The organism is Gordonia asplenii, assembly GCF_012933505.1.
Classification (GTDB): domain Bacteria; phylum Actinomycetota; class Actinomycetes; order Mycobacteriales; family Mycobacteriaceae; genus Gordonia; species Gordonia asplenii.
This window is the reverse complement of record NZ_JABBNB010000016.1, coordinates 1-15,861: the sequence shown is the minus strand read 5'-3', so window position 1 is coordinate 15,861 and position 15,861 is coordinate 1. Positions and strand designations below refer to the sequence as shown.

Here is a 15,861-nt window from a genome sequence, read left to right as displayed (position 1 = left end):
CGCATTGTCGGGTACGTTGCACATCGATGACACTTACTATCTGCAACGATCTGTCCCCGGCGCAGTGGCTGATCGACTCGGCACTGCCGTGGGACGTCCTCGTCGGTTTCGGCCCAGAGGGTTTCGATTCCCATGCGCGCCTTCGTTTCATCCCCGACCCCGTCTCCGAGGGCCAATCCGAATGTGACGTCGACACCGGCGGACCCACCGATGAGGCCGGACTCGTGGCTCGCCTGTGCGCACTCCTCGCCGCGGAAACGTCGACCCCCGATGACGCCTACTTCGGTCTGTGGGAAGGGTGGCCGGGAGCGGTCGAGATCAGTGGTGGCGCGCCTCGCATCGAGGTCCCCAACCGCCGCTTTTACTTGTTCAAAGGTCCGCTCGCGCAGGTCGGCGAGTGGAGTCGGTCCACGCTTTCTCCGACAGAACCCGCCGCATTCGTCTGGCCGGCAGACCACGCCTGGTGCATCGCGTGCGATGTCGATCCGCACTGGGCCGGGATCGGTGGTCGTCGTCGGGCGATTGACCGCCTAGTCGACGACGATGTGCTCGATATCGTCCGTGCCGATCCGCACGCGCCGCAACCGGCATACTACGGGTGACTGCTCGTTGTATCGGTGCCCGACCGACTTGATTTCACAACTCGGCGTGTGGAACTTTGTCATGTCACGGTCATTCCAGCCCGTCGAGCAATCGGTGCGGCCCCGGCCCCTTCTCCCCCAACTCATCGTGCGGATTGAGCAGCCGGCAATCGGTCATCGACAAGCAGCCGCAGCCGACGCAGGAGCCCATCAGGTCACGCATGCGTTCGAGCAGTTCGATGCGTCGGTTGAGGTCGGCCACCCAGCGCTTCGACGCCTGCTCCCACATCTTCGACGTCGGCGATTCACGAGAACCCAAGGCGCTCAACACCTCTGAGATCTCCGACAACGGAATGCCCGCCGCCTGCGACGCTCTGATGAACGCGACGCGCCGCAGCATCGCGCGGTGGTAACGACGCTGATTGCCCGACGTCCGGCGGCTGAAGATGAGCCCGAGGTCGTCGTAGTAGCGAATCGCCGACGCCGCGACCCCCGACCGATCGGCCAGCTCACCGACCGTCAGTTCCATGTGCTGTGCGCTCACCCGCCCCACGCTACGCCGAAATCCGCCCTCGACTTCAAGTGCACTTGAAGTCGGCGATCGACGCGTCGGCCCGCCGACGCGACTGCGTGTCGCGCGCCCGCTGCGGTAAGTCTGCTCCGACTGCGGCAACCAATTCGCCGCTGCGGCAACCTTTTCCGACTGCGCTCGCTACCGCAGCGTCGAAGAAACCACCGCAGTACCCAGCCCATCAGCGCCGCGCAGGGCAACTACCGCAGCAAGAACGACAGCGACCATCCGCTATCCGAACCCACGACACCGAAGACCACTGGACCGAGCGCGATAGGGCTGCACACTCGACCGCTCACATCCGGTACACCCGACGCGCATTCTCCCGAAATACCTTACGCAGCAACTCTTCTCCGTGCGGCTTGAGTATCTCGGCGAGCGCGACGACGATGGTCTCGAACGGTGCGTTCGGCTTGTCGATCGGATAGTTGCTGCCGAAGAGGAGTCGATCGACGCCGAAATGCGCGAGCAGATGGTCGATGAGCGGCGCGATCATCTCCTCGAGGGTCACCCGACTGCCGATGTTGCCCGACGCCAGGCGGCCGTAGCCGAGAATCGGAAACGCCAGGCCGGACAGTTTCATCACCACATTCGGGTTCTGCGCCAGCATCGCGGTGCGCTCGCGCCACAATCTCAGCACGTCCGACCGCGCCGCAGCGGTCGCGCCGGTTCGCGAGCCGACCGGACCGAAGACTCCCACCGGCGCGCCGAGATGGTCGATGACGATGGTCGTCTGCGGGTACTCGCGGGCCAGCGTCACGACGTCGTAAAGCTGGTGGGAGTAGACGAAGGCCTCAAACAGCAAGTCCCGCTCCGCGATTCGGGCGAATCCGGCCAGGAAGTCACGACTGGAGAGCACAGCGTCGACGTCGACCCAGTCGCGAACCTTCGGGTCGGGGTGGCGCGCCCCCATCATCCGGACGCCACGAAACTGCGGTACGGCGGCCGCCGTCAGATCGAGCTGCGCGGTCACATTGGGGTGGCGTGGATCGGCGTGCGCGACGAACGCGCCCAGATCAGGCGCTCCGTCGCGTCCGAACGGCAGCGACGCCACATATCGCGCCTCGTCCACGCCGCTGTGATCGTCGGCGTGCCAGTGTGACTCGACGAACACCACCGATTCGATCGGGACACCCACCGCTGTCTGCACCACCCGGACGTCCAGTTCGTACTGCGCCGGCTCGTAGGCGCGGGCGACATTGCGCGGCGTGAGGGCGAACTCCCGATCGGCCTGTCCGACAGCCGCCGTGAACACCAGATCCCCCACCCGACGAGGCAGGAAGCGGTACGACCTCGACAACCGATTCGACGCCCACGGTGTCCGCTTCGGATTCCAGAAATGTGCGTGAGCGTCGACGACCCCCGGCACGACCCCCTCGAGAGGCTGCATGGTTACGACCATATGTCACTGCAGCCGCCGCCCCGCGCACATATCAGGTATCGCGTAGCTTTGGACGCAACACGCCGCCTGCGACTAAAGTCTGAAAACAAACTCACCACGACCACCGAAGGAGGTGCTTTGGAGAAAATGTTGGATCCACAAGAAAATCCCATTGAGTACTTACGCCAGCGCATCGCTGACGACCCCGCCACATTCACCCGGCACTTCTTTGCGCGCCTGTTCGCAATCCGCCCCGACCTGCGAGAACTGTACCCGGCGTCGATGACGCATCAGCGGGCCTCGTTCCACAAGATGATCAACCACATCCTGTCAGTGGTGCCGCAACCCGCCGGGCACGAAGAACTCATCGAGGTACTCGGGCAACTCGGACGCGATCACCGCAAATTCGACGTCCTCCCCGAATACTATCCGCTCGCGGGACAGGTGATAGTCGATGAGTTCGCCGAACTCCTCGGCGACGCCTGGACCCCCAGCACTGCCGCCACGATAACCGAAGCGTTCAACCTCGCCGCCGGTGTGATGCGCGGCGCGGCCGAGTATGTCGAGGGCCCGGCGGTCTGGACCGCTCGCGTCGAACAGAAATTCCGGGTGTCCCGTGGCGTGGCGGTGATCCGGTTGGTGGCGAATGCCCCACTTCCGCAGAAGGCCGGCCAGTATCTCGAAGTGCAGATCCCGCAGTGGCGGCGCGTCTGGCGCAATCTGTCGCCGTCGATCCCTCCGAATCCGCAGGGCGAACTGGAGTTTCACGTTCGCAGCGTCGAAGGTGGCACGTTCAGCAAGTCGGTGATCCTCGAAACCCAGGTCGGCGACGTGTGGGCACTGGCCCAGGCACACGGCACGATGCAAGTGAAGTACGACGGCTCCGAAGTGCTGATGATCGCCGGCGGCACCGGGCTGGCCCCGCTGCGCGCCATCCTGACCGACATGTCGCGTCGCGTCGACGCCCCGCGCACCACGCTCTACTACGGCACCAAGTACCCGGGCGAACTCTACGAGCTCGGCGTTCTGCGCCGGATGGTCGCCCAGAACCCCTGGCTGCGCGTCATCGTGACTTCGGAGGAGAAAGAGGATCCGTGGTGGCTCAACGCGTCGGCGTTGCCCCAGGATTCGACGATCGAACACCGCTACGGCAAGGCGATCGACGCTGCGCTCGACGACGGCCGCTGGGCGATGCACCAAGTCCTCATCGCGGGGTCGCCGGAGATGGTTCAGAACACCCGCAGGCAACTGCTCATCGCGGGTGTGCCGTCGAGTTCCATCCAGCACGACCCGGTGTAGTTCCACGCCGAAACCACGCTGGGAGGCCGCTGAGCGCTTCGCCCGCGGCCTCCTGGTGGATTGTCGCGACTTGGGGACGGTCGGAATGCCCCGCGGGTGTTCGACGGGGACCATGGATGGGTATCGGACGCGACCGTTGCCGCTCTTGTCATGGACGGTTCAGATGAACTCGCGCCTCTCGCGCACCATGGGCATCAACGAATCGTTCCACCCCGGCCACCAGAGTGTCGCTTCGCGTCTGGACCGCGCCACGGCCGGGTTCACGCGGCGATACTTAACAGTTGTATGACGTTGCGTTCCTCTGCCGGTTGAGCGAGCGGAGCGAGTCGAAACCCCCGCGGGCCAGGCAATGACGAAACCTGCAGCGTCACAATGGTTTCGACTCGGCTTCGCCTCGCTCAACCAGCAAGATGCAGCGAAGCAGAGTGCGCGCAAGATATCAATACCATTAGCCGCGACAATCCAGTCGTAGGGTGTCGCACTTAAAGAGTTGTATGACGTTGTGTTCCTCTGCCGGTTGAGCGAGCGGAGCGAGTCGAAACCCACCAGCCGGGCACTGCCGAAACCTGCAGCGTCACAATGGTTTCGACTCGGCTTCGCCTCGCTCAACCAGCAGGATGCAGCGAAGCTGCGGTGCGCGCAAGATATCAATACCATTAGCCGCGACAATCCAGTCGTAGGGTGTCGCACTTAAAGGGTTGTATGACGTTGTGTTCCTCTGCCGGTTGAGCGAGCGGAGCGAGTCGAAACCCACCAGCCGGGCACTGCCGAAACCCGCAGCGTCACAATGGTTTCGACTCGGCTTCGCCTCGCTCAACCAGCAGGATGCAGCGAAGCTGCGGTGCGCGCAAGATATCAATACCATTAGCCGCGACAATCCAGTCGTAGGGTGTCGCACTTAAAGGGTTGTATGACGTTGCGTTCCTCTGCCGGTTGAGCGAGCGGAGCGAGTCGAAACCCCCGCCGGCCAGGCACTAACGAAACCCGCAGCGTCACAATGGTTTCGACTCGGCTTCGCCTCGCTCAACCAGCAGGATACGGCGAAGCAGAGTGCGCGCTAGACATCAATACCACTAGCCGCGACACACCCTAGCTCTGCGGCAGCGTCGGCACGATGCCGCCTTGAACCGTCTCGGTCACCGTCACCGTCGCCGTCTCGGAGACCGTGACCGTCGGCGTCGGGCCGTCCGGCCGAACCGTCCGGGTCACAGTCCGCGCCGGCGGTGTCACCGTGCGGACCCGCGTCGTCTCGTCGCCCTGTTGCACCACCGTGGTGGTGACCGTCTGCGCCGGTGGGGTCACGGTCTCCGTCGTCACCGACAGTGTCGGCCCCTCGACGACCCGCTGTGCCGTGCCGGTGCCGAAGAGCACCGCCACGCCCGCGATGGTGGCCACGAAGAACGCACCCGCCACCGCGGCGATGATCATCGCCCAGCGTCGACGATTGGCACGGTCGTAATCGGGGTCGGCGGCGGCACCGAGCACCGGCAGCCGAGTGGACATCGAGGCCGCCCCGGACGCGATCGCATACAGCGGCTGACTGGCGATCTGCACCGGGCGCTGCATCGCATACTCGAACGCGGGTGCGACGCCGGGGAGCGCGGCTCCCGGACCCGTGCAGATGACCGACGTGACGGCATCGCCTCCAGGCATCGCCGCGATCGCATCGGCCACGGTGTTCGCGCCTGCCGGATCGACGACGGCGGACGGTTCGTCGGCGCGGTGTCCGGCGTCGAAATCGGTTCCGGCGGTGATGATGCCGGTGGTGGTATCGACGGTGACGATCGACGTTCCGGGGGCCGGCGCGCTGTTCTCGTCGAGGTTGACGATGGCGACGGTGCCGGGGCGTCGAGATTCGGTGACACCCACCTGCGCGAGAGCGGGCGCGATGTCGGTGACAGTAACCGACTCATACCAGGCCGGTCGGCCGGGGCTGAGCACGAAACGCTGCGAGAGAGTCTCGGTCAATGTCGGATCGGCGCAGGCGAGCCCGATCGAGTCGATGTCGTAGGGAACCGAGTCGACGAGATCGTTGATGGCGGCTTCGACGGCAGACGGCGACTCGACGTCGAGTTCGACCAGATTGCTGGCCAGCAGCGCACCGTCAGCATCGTGCACGACAGACGCGATCTGTCGGTCGACGACGGCGATACCTAGCACATGGCCCATGGTTGACCAGGCTATCAAGACTGCCCGACAAGCAAAGAGCGCCTACCGTTGGGTAGGCGCTTTGAATTACTTGTCGCTCTGGCGTCGGGTACGTCCGGTTCGTGGCTGCCACACCACCAGCGCGCTGGTGCGCGGCACAGGTACCAGATCGCCCCGCGGCCGGGCGCGCGCGGCGTCGAGCGATTCGGTCAGCTCGGCGACTTGCGTGCGCAGCGCCTCCACTTCCCGACTGAGTTCGATGATGCGTTTGATGCCCGCGAGATTCACGCCCTCGTCCTGCGACAGACGCTGAATCTCCCGGAGGAGTTCGACGTCGCCCGAGGAGTATCGGCGTCCGCCGCCGCTGGTGCGCTGCGGAGTGACCAGCCCGAGCCGGTCATAGGTCCGCAGCGTCTGAGCGTGCATTCCCGCGAGCTCGGCGGCCACCGAGATCATGAAGGTGGCCGCCTCGTGGGATTGCGAATCCATGATTACGCTCCCCATCCAGCTCGTGGATCAAAGCCGGAGGCCTTCTCGGCCTCGGCGTACTTCTTCATTGCTTCGACTGCTTCGTCGTCGAGCTTGGGCGGTACCGCCACCTTGACGGTGACGAGCAGGTCACCCGCGCCGCCGGAGCGCTTGGGCACTCCCCGACCGCGCACCCGCAGTGTGCGACCGTCGGCGGTGTTGGCCGGGATCTTCACTCCGACGGTCCCGTCGAGCGTCGGCACTGAGACCGTCGCTCCGAGGACCATCTCGGAAATACTCAGCGGCAGCTGAACTTTCAGATCGTTGCCGGTGCGGGTGAAGATCTTGTCGGCCCGCACGTGGACCACCACGTACAGGTCTCCCGACGGCGCTCCGCGCATGCCCGCTTCACCTTGGCCGGCCAGCCGGATGCGCTGACCGTCCTCGACGCCCGCGGGGATGCGGACGTTGATGGTGCGCGAACGCACGAGCACACCGCTGCCGTTGCAGTCGTCGCACGGATCGTCGATCCGTGATCCGGTGCCCTGGCAGTCCTGGCACGGCTCGCTGAATCCGAACGCGCCCTGGTTGCGGCTCACGAAACCCGAGCCGTTGCAGGTCGGGCACACCCGCGGGCTGGTCCCCGGTTTGGCCCCGCTGCCATGGCACTTGGTGCATGGCGAGGGGCTGGTCAGCGACAGCCCGACGGTGGTGCCCAATGCGGCGTCGCGGAACGACAGAGTGGTTTCACTCTCCAGGTCGTTGCCGCGGCGGGGGCGGTTCGACGCCGTCGTCGAACGCGTGGAGCGTCCGCCGCCGAACAGATCGCCGAACAGGTCCCCGAATCCGCCTGCGTCGCCGGATCCGGCGTTGCCGAAGAGGTCGCCGATGTTGAAATCGCCGCCACCGGTCGTGGTGTAGGTGCCACCGCCGCCGGGGAATCCCCCGCCGCCGCGGAACCGTCCACCGGCGAATGCCGCTCGCGTCTCGTCGTATTCCTTGCGCTTCTCCGCATCGGCGAGCACGCTGTGCGCCTCGGAAACACGCTTGAAGCGTTCCTCGGCCGCGCTGTCGTTGGGATTGGCGTCGGGGTGAAGTTCGCGGGCCAGTTTGCGATAGGCCTTGCGAATCTCGTCGGACGAAGCGTCAGAAGCGACGCCCAGGTCCTTGTAGAAATCCTTCTCCAGCCATTCTCGCTGTGGTGCCATCAGGCGTCACCTCCTTTGCTGTTGATAGTTGTTGTGTCGAGTGAGTTACTGTTTCGCGACTGCGCGTCAATCACCTTGCCCGGCACCGGTTTCCGGAGCAGGGTCGGTGACGGTGACCATCGCGGTCCGAATGACCCGCTCGCCCAGGCGGTATCCGCTGCGGTACACCGCACCGATCACCGGGCTGGCACCGTCGCCGTCGTGCTGCACGGCCTCGTGCAGATCGGCGTCGAACGGCTCACCCGGCGCACCGAAGGGCGAAAGCCCTTGAGCGGTCAGGGTTTCAGCCAGCTTGTCGGCGACCCCGCGCAGTGGCGACCCCTCACCGAGGTCGCCGTGGGCTCGCGCCCGATCGAGGTCGTCGAGCACCGGAAGCAGCTTCTCCAGGAGAATCTGCTTGCCGAATGCGGCGGCGCTTTCCTTCTCCTTCGCCGCGCGGCGTCGGAAATTGGTGAAGTCCGCCTGCAGGCGTTGGAGATCGGCCAGCGGTACCGTCGGCTCGTCCGGCCCGCCGTCGGGGGCCGGCCCCGCCGCCGATGTGGCTGCATCAGCGGCGAAGGCCTCGGCGAGTGGGTCGGCCGGGACGGTGACGTTCTCGTCCGGGCCGGCCGACCCGGCCGCGGTCGCGGCGTCGGGGGTGGGCTCGGATGAGGTCACTTGTTGTCTCCGGGCTCGTCGACGACCTCGGCGTCCACGACGTCGTCGGCGCCTGCGGCACCGGCTCCGCCCGCGGCAGCACCGTCGGCGGCGGCTGCCTCAGCCTGAGCTGCGGCGTAGATCTCCTGGCCCAGTGCCTGCGACTCGGTCGAGAGCTTCTCGATCGCGTTCTTGATGGCCGTGGTGTCGCCACCCTTCAGGGCGTCGTTGGCCTCGGCGACAGCGGCCTCGACCTTGCCCTTGACCTCGGCCGACACCTTGTCCTCGTTTTCCTTGAGGAACTTCTCGGTCTGGTGCACGAGCGACTCGGCCTGGTTGCGGGTCTCCGCTTCCTCGCGACGCTTGCGGTCTTCCTCGGCGTGCGCTTCGGCGTCCTTGATCATCCGGTCGATCTCGTCCTTGCTCAGGCCCGAGCCGTCCTGGATGCGGATGCTGTTCTCCTTGCCGGTGCCCTTGTCCTTGGCGGTGACGTGCACGATGCCGTTGGCGTCGATGTCGAAGGTCACCTCGATCTGCGGCACACCCTGCGGAGCAGGCGCGATACCGCCGAGCTCGAAGGATCCGAGCAGCTTGTTGTGCGAGGCGATCTCGCGCTCACCCTGATAGACCTGGATCTGCACGGACGGCTGGTTGTCGTCGGCGGTGGTGTAGGTCTCCGACCGCTTGGTCGGGATGGTGGTGTTGCGCTCGATCAGCTTGTGCATCACGCCACCCTTGGTCTCGATGCCCAGGCTCAGCGGGGTCACGTCGAGCAACAGCACGTCCTTGACCTCGCCGCGCAGCACGCCGGCCTGCAGGGCAGCGCCGACCGCGACGACCTCGTCCGGGTTGACACCCTTGTTGGGCTCCTGGCCACCGGTCAATTCCTTGACCAGCTCGGTCACGGCAGGCATACGGGTAGAACCACCGACGAGGACGACGTGGTCGATGTCGCCGACGGAGATGCCCGCATCCTTGATGACGGCCTGGAACGGTGCGCGGGTGCGCTCCAGCAGGTCAGAGGTGATCTTCTGGAACTCGCTACGCGAGAGCTGCTCGTCGAGGAACAGCGGGTTCTTGTCGGCGTCGACGGTGATGTAGGGCAGGTTGATCGAGGTCGACTGCGATGCCGACAGTTCGATCTTGGCCTTCTCCGCAGCCTCACGCAGACGCTGCATCGCCATCTTGTCCTTGGTCAGGTCGATGCCGCTGGTCGCCTTGAACTTGTCGGCGAGCCAGTCGACGATGCGCTGATCCCAGTCGTCGCCGCCGAGCTCGTTGTCGCCCGACGTCGCGCGGACCTCGACGACTCCGTCGCCGATTTCCAGCAGCGAGACGTCGAAGGTGCCGCCACCGAGGTCGAAGACCAGGATGGTCTGTTCCTTCTCACCCTTGTCCAGGCCGTAGGCCAGGGCGGCCGCGGTGGGCTCGTTGACGATGCGCAGGACGTTGAGTCCGGCGATCTGGCCGGCTTCCTTGGTGGCCTGACGCTGCGAGTCGTTGAAGTAGGCGGGCACGGTGATGACGGCGTCGCTGACGTCTTCGCCCAGGTAGGCTTCGGCGTCGCGCTTGAGCTTCATCAGCGTTCGGGCGCTGATCTCCTGCGGGGTGTACTTCTTGTCGTCGATTTCGACGGTCCAGTCCCCTTCGCCCATGTGGCGCTTGACCGAACGGATGGTGCGGTCGACGTTGGTGACCGCCTGGTTCTTCGCCGGCTGTCCGACGAGAACCTCGCCGTTGCGCGCGAACGCGACGACGGATGGTGTGGTGCGGGAACCTTCGGCGTTCGCGATGACGGTGGGCTCGCCACCTTCGAGAACGGAGACCACCGAGTTGGTGGTGCCGAGGTCGATTCCGACAGCACGTGACATGTGTTTCCTCCTTGTTGTGACCGGCCAACGGGTGGCGGTCAGATGTGTCTGTAGGTCTTGGTAGAACTGAAACCTCAGTGCAACGGACTCAAGTTCTATCGGACAGGTTCATCGTCGTCAAGCCTACTTGAGTGCCCCACGCTCAGGTCTCTCGGTATGTGTAACGGGCGGGCTGCGGAGATCATTCCCAGTTTTCGAAAAAAGTTGAGCGAACTTCGCTCAGGTTTGATTCCTGGGGTCGCCCGCGCAGAAATCCGCAGATAGTCGCCCCGGTGAGCCGGGCAGGTTGCCCGCACCGGGTCGACTATTTACCGAAGTTCGACGACGCCGGGGCCGGTGGCTGCCGTAGCGTGAAACGCGGTGTCACAACCCATCTTCACGTTTGGAGCATCATGTACCGCCTGACCGTCCTGTACAACCAGCCGACCGATCCCGCCGCATTCGACGAGTACTACACCAACACCCACCTGCCGATCGCCGCGAAGATCCCCGGTCTGCGCAGCGCCGCGGTGTCGAAGACCGACTCGCTCGACGGCAACCCGCCGGCGATCTACCAGATCGCCGAACTGTACTTCGACTCGAAGGAAGCACTCGGCGCCGGTTTGGGCTCACCCGAGGGTCGGGCAGCCGCGGGCGACGTCCCCAATTTCGCCACCGGCGGGGCGACGATGCTCTTCTCCGAGGTCACCGAGGTCGAACTGTAGCGTCGGGCCCGCGCTACCCTCGCTCTGAATCGGGGTGCACGACAATTGTTGTCGTGCACCCCGTTTTTCGTGTAGCCAAGCTCCGACGTCGGGTGTCATACCGTCCAGACATACCCGGCATCGGCTGGGCAGCCGACGGCGGAAGGACGATACTGAGCCGGTGACGCCAGTGAATCGGTCAGCTCGCGCCGCAATCGTCGCCGTCGTCGTCGCGTCGTGGACGCTGACGTCGTGCGGCCATTCGACGACGTCGCATCCGACGACCCATACGACCATCCATCAGACCACCCACCACATCGTCGGGTCGACGCACCATCACACGACCAGACACCGGACCTCACATCACAGCAGTCACCACCACCACTGAGCCGGACCGGCTCCTCAACTCTCGTCCGCGGCGATTCGTCCGTTCAGACCAAATCGGCGGATATCGGTAGGCATGTGCCGGGGCCCGCTTCTTGCCGCGGCCATGCTCGCTCGTTGAACCTGGGTTCGCCGGTCGGGGCACTGCATCTGCTGGTTGAGCCGCGAGGAGCGCTAGCGACGAGCGTGTCGAAACCCCTGTGCCACAATGCATTTGATGGCAGCGCACTTGTCGAACTGTGACGGAATCGAACATCGAGGCGCGTGCACCCGAAGGGTGCACGCGCGACACTTGCCGGGTGTCATCGCCGATATTGGCGCGGACCGTCGAAAGTCGATGTGGCTGAGAGGTTTCGACACGGACCTCGGCTAGCGCCTCGGACCGGCTCAACCTGCGGACGGGGTGCCATCGGTGGATCCAGGTTGAACCAGGTTGAACCAGCGGAGGGGCCCACCATCGGTGGATCCAGAACCAACGGGAACGGACAACGACGCCACAGTCCGCACCACCGTGGTTTCGACCCAATCGTCCGGCTACACGGACCCCACTGCCCCGACAGGGTTGCCGCGGGCGAATTCGGATAGCCGCCGCACATCACATGCCAGGGCTACGAAGCATCCTCGCGGGTGCCCAGCAGTCCGAGCACCGGGGAGGTCACCTTCTCCAGCGCGGCCACGGTCGCGGCCTGCCGTTGCGCGAACTCTGCGACCACCAACGACAGTTCCGCTTGAGCTGAGGCGAATCTGGCGATCGTCTCGACCAACTGCCGCTGCTGCACGATGAAGTCCTGCAACGGCTGCGCGACCGCGCCGGCGACGCCGGTCGCACTGCCGGCCAGCCCGGTGACCGCGCCGCTCAGTTCGGCGACCTGCTTCAGCAGTTCGTCGGGAGCGGATACGCCGGTGAGCGCCATCGAACGGATCTTTCGCAAGGTGTCGGTAGCGACTTGAACCGCCTGTTCCTGCGATTTCACGAACAACGCCAACGCGTCCGCCGCGAGGCTCTGCTCACCCGACTTCTCATCAGCCATCCCGAAAGCCTATTGCACGTCAGCGTTACCGGCGCGAGGTCCGCCGCACAGCCCGATGATCACGTCACCGTCGAACGCACCGCGAATCGTGCGTCGCGCCACTGTCCGGTGATCAACACGTCTCGAAGGATCTGTACCGCGTCCCAGACGTCGGCGTACTTGACATACGTCGCCGGGAATCCGAAGCGCATCACGTCCGGCGCGCGGAAGTCGCCGATCACGCCGCGAGCGATGAGCGCTTGAACGACTTGGTAACTCGCCTCGTGGCGCAACGCGACCTGACTCCCTCGCTCCGCGGCCGACCTCGGCGACGCGAGTTGCAGACCCAGGTCAGCGCAGTCGCGCTCGACGAGGTCGATGAAGAGGTCGGTCAGCCGCTGGTTCTTGGTGCGCACCTCCGACAGGTCGATCTGGTCCCAGAGATCGAGACTCACCTCCAACGGGACGTAGGAAAGCACCAGTGGAGTTCCCACTCGGAACCTGGCCACCCCCGCGGCCGGCTGATAGTCGGCGTCGAACGCGAACGGCGCGGCATGCCCGTGCCACCCGGACAGCGGCTGCACCGCGTCTGGCTGGTGCTGCCGGGACACGAATACGAACGCGGGCGCCCCCGGCCCGCCGTTGAGGTACTTGTAGGTGCATCCGACAGCGAAGTCGACCTCGCAATCATTGAGCGCGATGGGCAGCGCGCCCACCGAATGACAGAGATCCCAGATCACCAACGCCCCGTGACGATGGATCAGCTCGGTCACCGCCCGCATGTCGTGGACGCGGCCGGTGACATAGTCGACGTGACTGAGGACGACGACAGCCACCTCGTCGGACAGCAGGTCCTCGAGCGACACGCCCTCGCCGATGAGCTCACGCCGGTAACCGCCGAGGAATTCCATCGCACCCTGCAGCATGTACAGATCGGTGGGAAAGATCCGCGTCTCGGAGATCACCACCGACCGTCCCGGACGCAGTTCAAGCGCCGCGGTGAATGCCTTGAACAGATTGACCGACGTCGAATCGCAGACGACGACCTCGCCCGGGCCCGCGCCCACCAGCGGCGCCAGCCGGTCCCCCACCGTCAGCGGTTTGTCGAACCAGCCGGCGTCGTTCCAGCTGCGGATCAAGTCCTGTCCCCACTGCGCCTGGATCACTTCGGTCATCCGCGCGGCCGTCCCGCTCGGCAGCGGGCCGAGCGAGTTGCCATCGAGGTAGATCAGGTCGGGTGACAGCTCGAACCGCGTTCGGACGGCTGCCAGCGGATCACGGTCATCGAGCTCGACGCAGTCAGCACGGGAAGTGACGGTCATATGTCTCCCAAGTTGAGCGGTTCACGGATGCGACGCACGTCGCGGCGCCCTCCGGTCACCATCGTCTACCCGATCGTCTGATCACGCGGCCGATCGGTGACGATCCGACGACGCGCCACCGATCAGCGTCGACGACGCCGCGCTCCCCGACGTCGAGCAGGAGACCGGCCCCATCCATCGACCGACGGACAACCGTTCGCTCACCGACGTCGGGCCCAAAAGCATTCAGTCTCAACAGAATCGAGGCGCAAGGCCTCACCCCGCACCATCTGGCAGCTGGGCACCCCTTGACATATTGGTAACTACTTGGTTACCAATATGGGTGTGGACGCCTTCGAAGCACTCGCCGACCCGGTTCGCCGCGCGCTTCTCGCGCGGCTCGCCCGCGGTTCGGCTCGGGTCGTCGATCTGGCCGCCGACTATCCGATCAGCCGCCCGGCCATCAGCAAGCACCTGCGTCTGCTGACGGAGGCCGACTTGGTGACGGCGACGAACCACGGTCGCGAACGGCATTACGCGATCCGCCGCGACGGACTGGAACCGGTGCAGACCTACCTGACCGGCTTACGTCCAGCCCGCCCCCCCATTCCCGAGCACGCACTCGACGCGCTCGAGCTGGAAGTGCGGCGAACCACCCGCGATCGCGAAAACTCCACGGCCCCAACCGAAGACGACAACCCAACCAAAGACGACAGGGAGCACACCGCATGAGCACTCCGACCCCGACCGGCCGCCGCCACGACTCCGACGGCGAAACCTACTGCGTATGGCAGCGAGAGTTCAACGCCCCGATAGACGACGTCTGGGCGGCCGTCACCGAACCGGAACGCCTGGCCCGGTGGATCGGGACATGGACCGGCGATCCGGCCGACGGCCACGTCAGGTTTCAGATGCTCTTCGAGGGCGACGACGCCACCGGCGAAATGTTCACCATCGACGAATGCGAGCCACCGCATCGACTGCGGATCACGACGTCGATGCCCAATGACGGTGAGAATCCCGAACATTGGCTGCTGCGACTCGACCTCGAAGAGACCGACGGAGTCACGACGCTGACGTTCGCACAGAACGTCCCGGACCTGAAGTTGGCGCAGGGCGTCGGCCCCGGTTGGGACTACTACCTGGACAGGATGGTCGCCGCGGAGTCCGGCGGATCGGTGGAATCGATTGTCTTCGACGACTATTCGTCGTCGATGACCGAGTACTACCGCAACGAGTTCGCCGGCCTGGACTGACGACGCATCACCCCGACTCGGCCGCCATCGCCGAATATCCTTCGCGCACACTGGAGTAGGTCGGGCGCCAGCTCGACGCGGCACGCAACCGGGCGTTGCTCGCGCGAACCGAGCGGGTCAGCGACGTCGTGCGGTTCCCGAGCAGTTCGGCCGCGCGGCCCGGTCCGATGATCCACGGGCGCTCCCCCACCGCACGAGACAGCGCGGCGGCGTGCTCGCGTTTCGTCAGCGGCTCGTCGTCGACGACGTTGTAGGTTCCGCCCGGAACATCAAGTGCGCTGACGACCGCGGCCGCGGCGTCGAAGAGATGAATCGAGGACACATACGACGCCGGGCGGCCCGCCCGAAAGAGGACGTGGCGTCGCGCCATGTCCATCATCTGCTGACTGTGCGCGGCGCCGGGGCCGTAGAAGAGTCCGAACCTCAGCACAACACCGGTGCCGTCGAACCGTCGTGCGCTCGCTTCGGCTGCATGGTTGCCCGCCGAGATCGGATAGTGGTCCACCGGTGCATCCTCATCGATCCAGGCGGCGCCCTGATCTCGGTAGATCATCACAACCGACTCCTGGACGACGGCGCCGACACCGGCGGCGTCGGCAGCGTCGACGACGGCGGCCGCCCCCTCGGTGCGGATCCGTTCACAGTCGGCCCACGCGGACTTGCGGATGAACGCCGCGGTGGAGGGCAAGGCGCTGGCGAGATTGACCACCGCGTCGCAGCCGGCGAATGCTCTGGTCAACCCCTCGCGGTCGAATAGGGACACCTCGACCGGGACGGCACCCTGACTACTGAGGGTTGCCGCCTTGGCCGCGCCTCTGGCCAGGGCGCGAACCTGATGGCCGGCACCGACCAATGCGGGCACCGCATACCCGCCGATCGCTCCGGTACCGCCGGTGACGAACAGTCGCATGCGATCACCCTACGACGCCGACAGGCCCGGCCGTTTCCGGTCGGGCCTGTCGTCGGGTCGGGGCTGGCGACCCAGACCTCAAGCGGCGGTGGCCTGTGCGGTGGTCCGCCGCCGCTGTGAAAATCGTCCGAATAGTGGGCCACCGAGGGCAGGC

General features: G+C 65.5%; 17 protein-coding genes. 6 read left to right on the top strand and 11 right to left on the bottom strand.

Features of this window, described 5'->3' with window-relative positions:
* The first annotated feature begins 26 nt into the window (after positions 1-26).
* A complete protein-coding gene (locus HH308_RS15925; RefSeq protein ID WP_170195212.1) occupies positions 27-602 on the top strand; it encodes a hypothetical protein in 576 nt (191 codons plus the stop codon).
* Positions 603-672: 70 nt separating this feature from the next.
* Here HH308_RS15925 and soxR read toward each other — a convergent pair whose 3' ends face one another.
* Both soxR and HH308_RS15915 read right to left on the bottom strand, forming a co-directional pair.
* Positions 673-1,110: a redox-sensitive transcriptional activator SoxR gene (soxR, locus tag HH308_RS15920; RefSeq protein ID WP_211188549.1), complete on the bottom strand. Its 438-nt coding sequence runs from the start codon at positions 1,108-1,110 to the stop codon at positions 673-675.
* Positions 1,111-1,447: 337 nt separating this feature from the next.
* Positions 1,448-2,542 carry an amidohydrolase family protein gene (locus HH308_RS15915; protein ID WP_170195210.1) on the bottom strand — a complete coding sequence of 365 codons (1,095 nt, stop codon included), beginning with the start codon at positions 2,540-2,542 and terminating at the stop codon, positions 1,448-1,450.
* Between the two features lie 138 nt (positions 2,543-2,680).
* On the opposite strand from HH308_RS15915, the gene HH308_RS15910 reads away from it, so the two are divergent.
* Positions 2,681-3,832, top strand: a complete 1,152-nt coding sequence (locus HH308_RS15910; protein ID WP_170195209.1) for an FAD-binding oxidoreductase — start codon at positions 2,681-2,683, stop codon at positions 3,830-3,832.
* Positions 3,833-4,921: 1,089 nt separating this feature from the next.
* Here the strand turns inward: HH308_RS15910 and HH308_RS15905 are convergent.
* The 5 genes from HH308_RS15905 to dnaK all read right to left on the bottom strand — a co-directional run bounded on the left by HH308_RS15905 (position 4,922) and on the right by dnaK (position 10,163).
* Positions 4,922-6,001: a hypothetical protein gene (locus HH308_RS15905; RefSeq protein WP_170195208.1), complete on the bottom strand. Its 1,080-nt coding sequence runs from the start codon at positions 5,999-6,001 to the stop codon at positions 4,922-4,924.
* Between the two features lie 66 nt (positions 6,002-6,067).
* Positions 6,068-6,469 (bottom strand): heat shock protein transcriptional repressor HspR, encoded by a 402-nt coding sequence (locus HH308_RS15900; RefSeq protein ID WP_170195207.1) that lies wholly within the window; start codon positions 6,467-6,469, stop codon positions 6,068-6,070.
* Between the two features lie 2 nt (positions 6,470-6,471).
* Positions 6,472-7,656 (bottom strand): molecular chaperone DnaJ, encoded by a 1,185-nt coding sequence (gene dnaJ, locus HH308_RS15895; protein ID WP_170195206.1) that lies wholly within the window; start codon positions 7,654-7,656, stop codon positions 6,472-6,474.
* Positions 7,657-7,722: 66 nt separating this feature from the next.
* Positions 7,723-8,313: a nucleotide exchange factor GrpE gene (locus tag HH308_RS15890; protein ID WP_170195205.1), complete on the bottom strand. Its 591-nt coding sequence runs from the start codon at positions 8,311-8,313 to the stop codon at positions 7,723-7,725.
* Positions 8,310-10,163 (bottom strand): molecular chaperone DnaK, encoded by a 1,854-nt coding sequence (dnaK, locus tag HH308_RS15885; protein WP_170195204.1) that lies wholly within the window; start codon positions 10,161-10,163, stop codon positions 8,310-8,312. Before dnaK ends, HH308_RS15890 begins: the two co-directional genes overlap by 4 nt.
* A gap of 392 nt (positions 10,164-10,555) precedes the next feature.
* Here dnaK and HH308_RS15880 point away from each other — a divergent pair, with 392 nt between their 5' ends.
* Complete coding sequence (locus tag HH308_RS15880) at positions 10,556-10,867, top strand: EthD family reductase (RefSeq protein ID WP_170195203.1); 312 nt, start codon at positions 10,556-10,558, stop codon at positions 10,865-10,867.
* A 160-nt stretch (positions 10,868-11,027) separates the two neighbouring features.
* Complete coding sequence (locus tag HH308_RS15875) at positions 11,028-11,234, top strand: hypothetical protein (protein ID WP_170195202.1); 207 nt, start codon at positions 11,028-11,030, stop codon at positions 11,232-11,234.
* A 604-nt stretch (positions 11,235-11,838) separates the two neighbouring features.
* Here HH308_RS15875 and HH308_RS15870 read toward each other — a convergent pair.
* The 3 genes from HH308_RS15870 to HH308_RS15860 form a co-directional block, all read right to left on the bottom strand.
* A complete protein-coding gene (locus tag HH308_RS15870; protein ID WP_170195201.1) occupies positions 11,839-12,261 on the bottom strand; it encodes a hypothetical protein in 423 nt (140 codons plus the stop codon).
* Between the two features lie 59 nt (positions 12,262-12,320).
* Positions 12,321-13,562: a kynureninase gene (gene kynU / locus HH308_RS15865; RefSeq protein WP_170195200.1), complete on the bottom strand. Its 1,242-nt coding sequence runs from the start codon at positions 13,560-13,562 to the stop codon at positions 12,321-12,323.
* A gap of 81 nt (positions 13,563-13,643) precedes the next feature.
* A complete protein-coding gene (locus tag HH308_RS15860; protein ID WP_170195199.1) occupies positions 13,644-13,787 on the bottom strand; it encodes a hypothetical protein in 144 nt (47 codons plus the stop codon).
* A 99-nt stretch (positions 13,788-13,886) separates the two neighbouring features.
* Here HH308_RS15860 and HH308_RS15855 point away from each other — a divergent pair, with 99 nt between their 5' ends.
* Together HH308_RS15855 and HH308_RS15850 are read left to right on the top strand one after the other, a co-directional pair.
* Positions 13,887-14,273 (top strand): ArsR/SmtB family transcription factor, encoded by a 387-nt coding sequence (locus HH308_RS15855; protein ID WP_170195198.1) that lies wholly within the window; start codon positions 13,887-13,889, stop codon positions 14,271-14,273.
* On the top strand, positions 14,270-14,797 hold the full coding sequence (locus tag HH308_RS15850) for an SRPBCC family protein (RefSeq protein ID WP_170195197.1): 528 nt from the start codon (positions 14,270-14,272) through the stop codon (positions 14,795-14,797). Before HH308_RS15855 ends, HH308_RS15850 begins: the two co-directional genes overlap by 4 nt.
* A gap of 7 nt (positions 14,798-14,804) precedes the next feature.
* Here the strand turns inward: HH308_RS15850 and HH308_RS15845 are convergent, their stop codons facing one another.
* The gene (locus HH308_RS15845) at positions 14,805-15,707 is read right to left on the bottom strand and encodes an NAD-dependent epimerase/dehydratase family protein (protein WP_170195196.1); all 903 of its coding nucleotides are present in this window, start codon (positions 15,705-15,707) and stop codon (positions 14,805-14,807) included.
* Between the last annotated feature and the right edge of the window lie 154 nt (positions 15,708-15,861).

Coding starts and splice junctions, on each gene's coding strand:
- HH308_RS15915 (WP_170195210.1), bottom strand. CDS start 2,542: ATGCAGCCTCTCGAGGGGGTCGTGCCGGGGGTCGTCGACGCTCACGCA.
- HH308_RS15870 (WP_170195201.1), bottom strand. CDS start 12,261: ATGGCTGATGAGAAGTCGGGTGAGCAGAGCCTCGCGGCGGACGCGTTG.
- HH308_RS15845 (WP_170195196.1), bottom strand. CDS start 15,707: ATGCGACTGTTCGTCACCGGCGGTACCGGAGCGATCGGCGGGTATGCG.
- HH308_RS15850 (WP_170195197.1), top strand. CDS start 14,270: ATGAGCACTCCGACCCCGACCGGCCGCCGCCACGACTCCGACGGCGAA.
- HH308_RS15880 (WP_170195203.1), top strand. CDS start 10,556: ATGTACCGCCTGACCGTCCTGTACAACCAGCCGACCGATCCCGCCGCA.
- kynU (WP_170195200.1), bottom strand. CDS start 13,562: ATGACCGTCACTTCCCGTGCTGACTGCGTCGAGCTCGATGACCGTGAT.
- HH308_RS15860 (WP_170195199.1), bottom strand. CDS start 13,787: ATGCTTTTGGGCCCGACGTCGGTGAGCGAACGGTTGTCCGTCGGTCGA.
- HH308_RS15900 (WP_170195207.1), bottom strand. CDS start 6,469: ATGGATTCGCAATCCCACGAGGCGGCCACCTTCATGATCTCGGTGGCC.
- HH308_RS15905 (WP_170195208.1), bottom strand. CDS start 6,001: ATGGGCCATGTGCTAGGTATCGCCGTCGTCGACCGACAGATCGCGTCT.
- dnaJ (WP_170195206.1), bottom strand. CDS start 7,656: ATGGCACCACAGCGAGAATGGCTGGAGAAGGATTTCTACAAGGACCTG.
- HH308_RS15910 (WP_170195209.1), top strand. CDS start 2,681: ATGTTGGATCCACAAGAAAATCCCATTGAGTACTTACGCCAGCGCATC.
- dnaK (WP_170195204.1), bottom strand. CDS start 10,163: ATGTCACGTGCTGTCGGAATCGACCTCGGCACCACCAACTCGGTGGTC.
- soxR (WP_211188549.1), bottom strand. CDS start 1,110: ATGGAACTGACGGTCGGTGAGCTGGCCGATCGGTCGGGGGTCGCGGCG.
- HH308_RS15925 (WP_170195212.1), top strand. CDS start 27: ATGACACTTACTATCTGCAACGATCTGTCCCCGGCGCAGTGGCTGATC.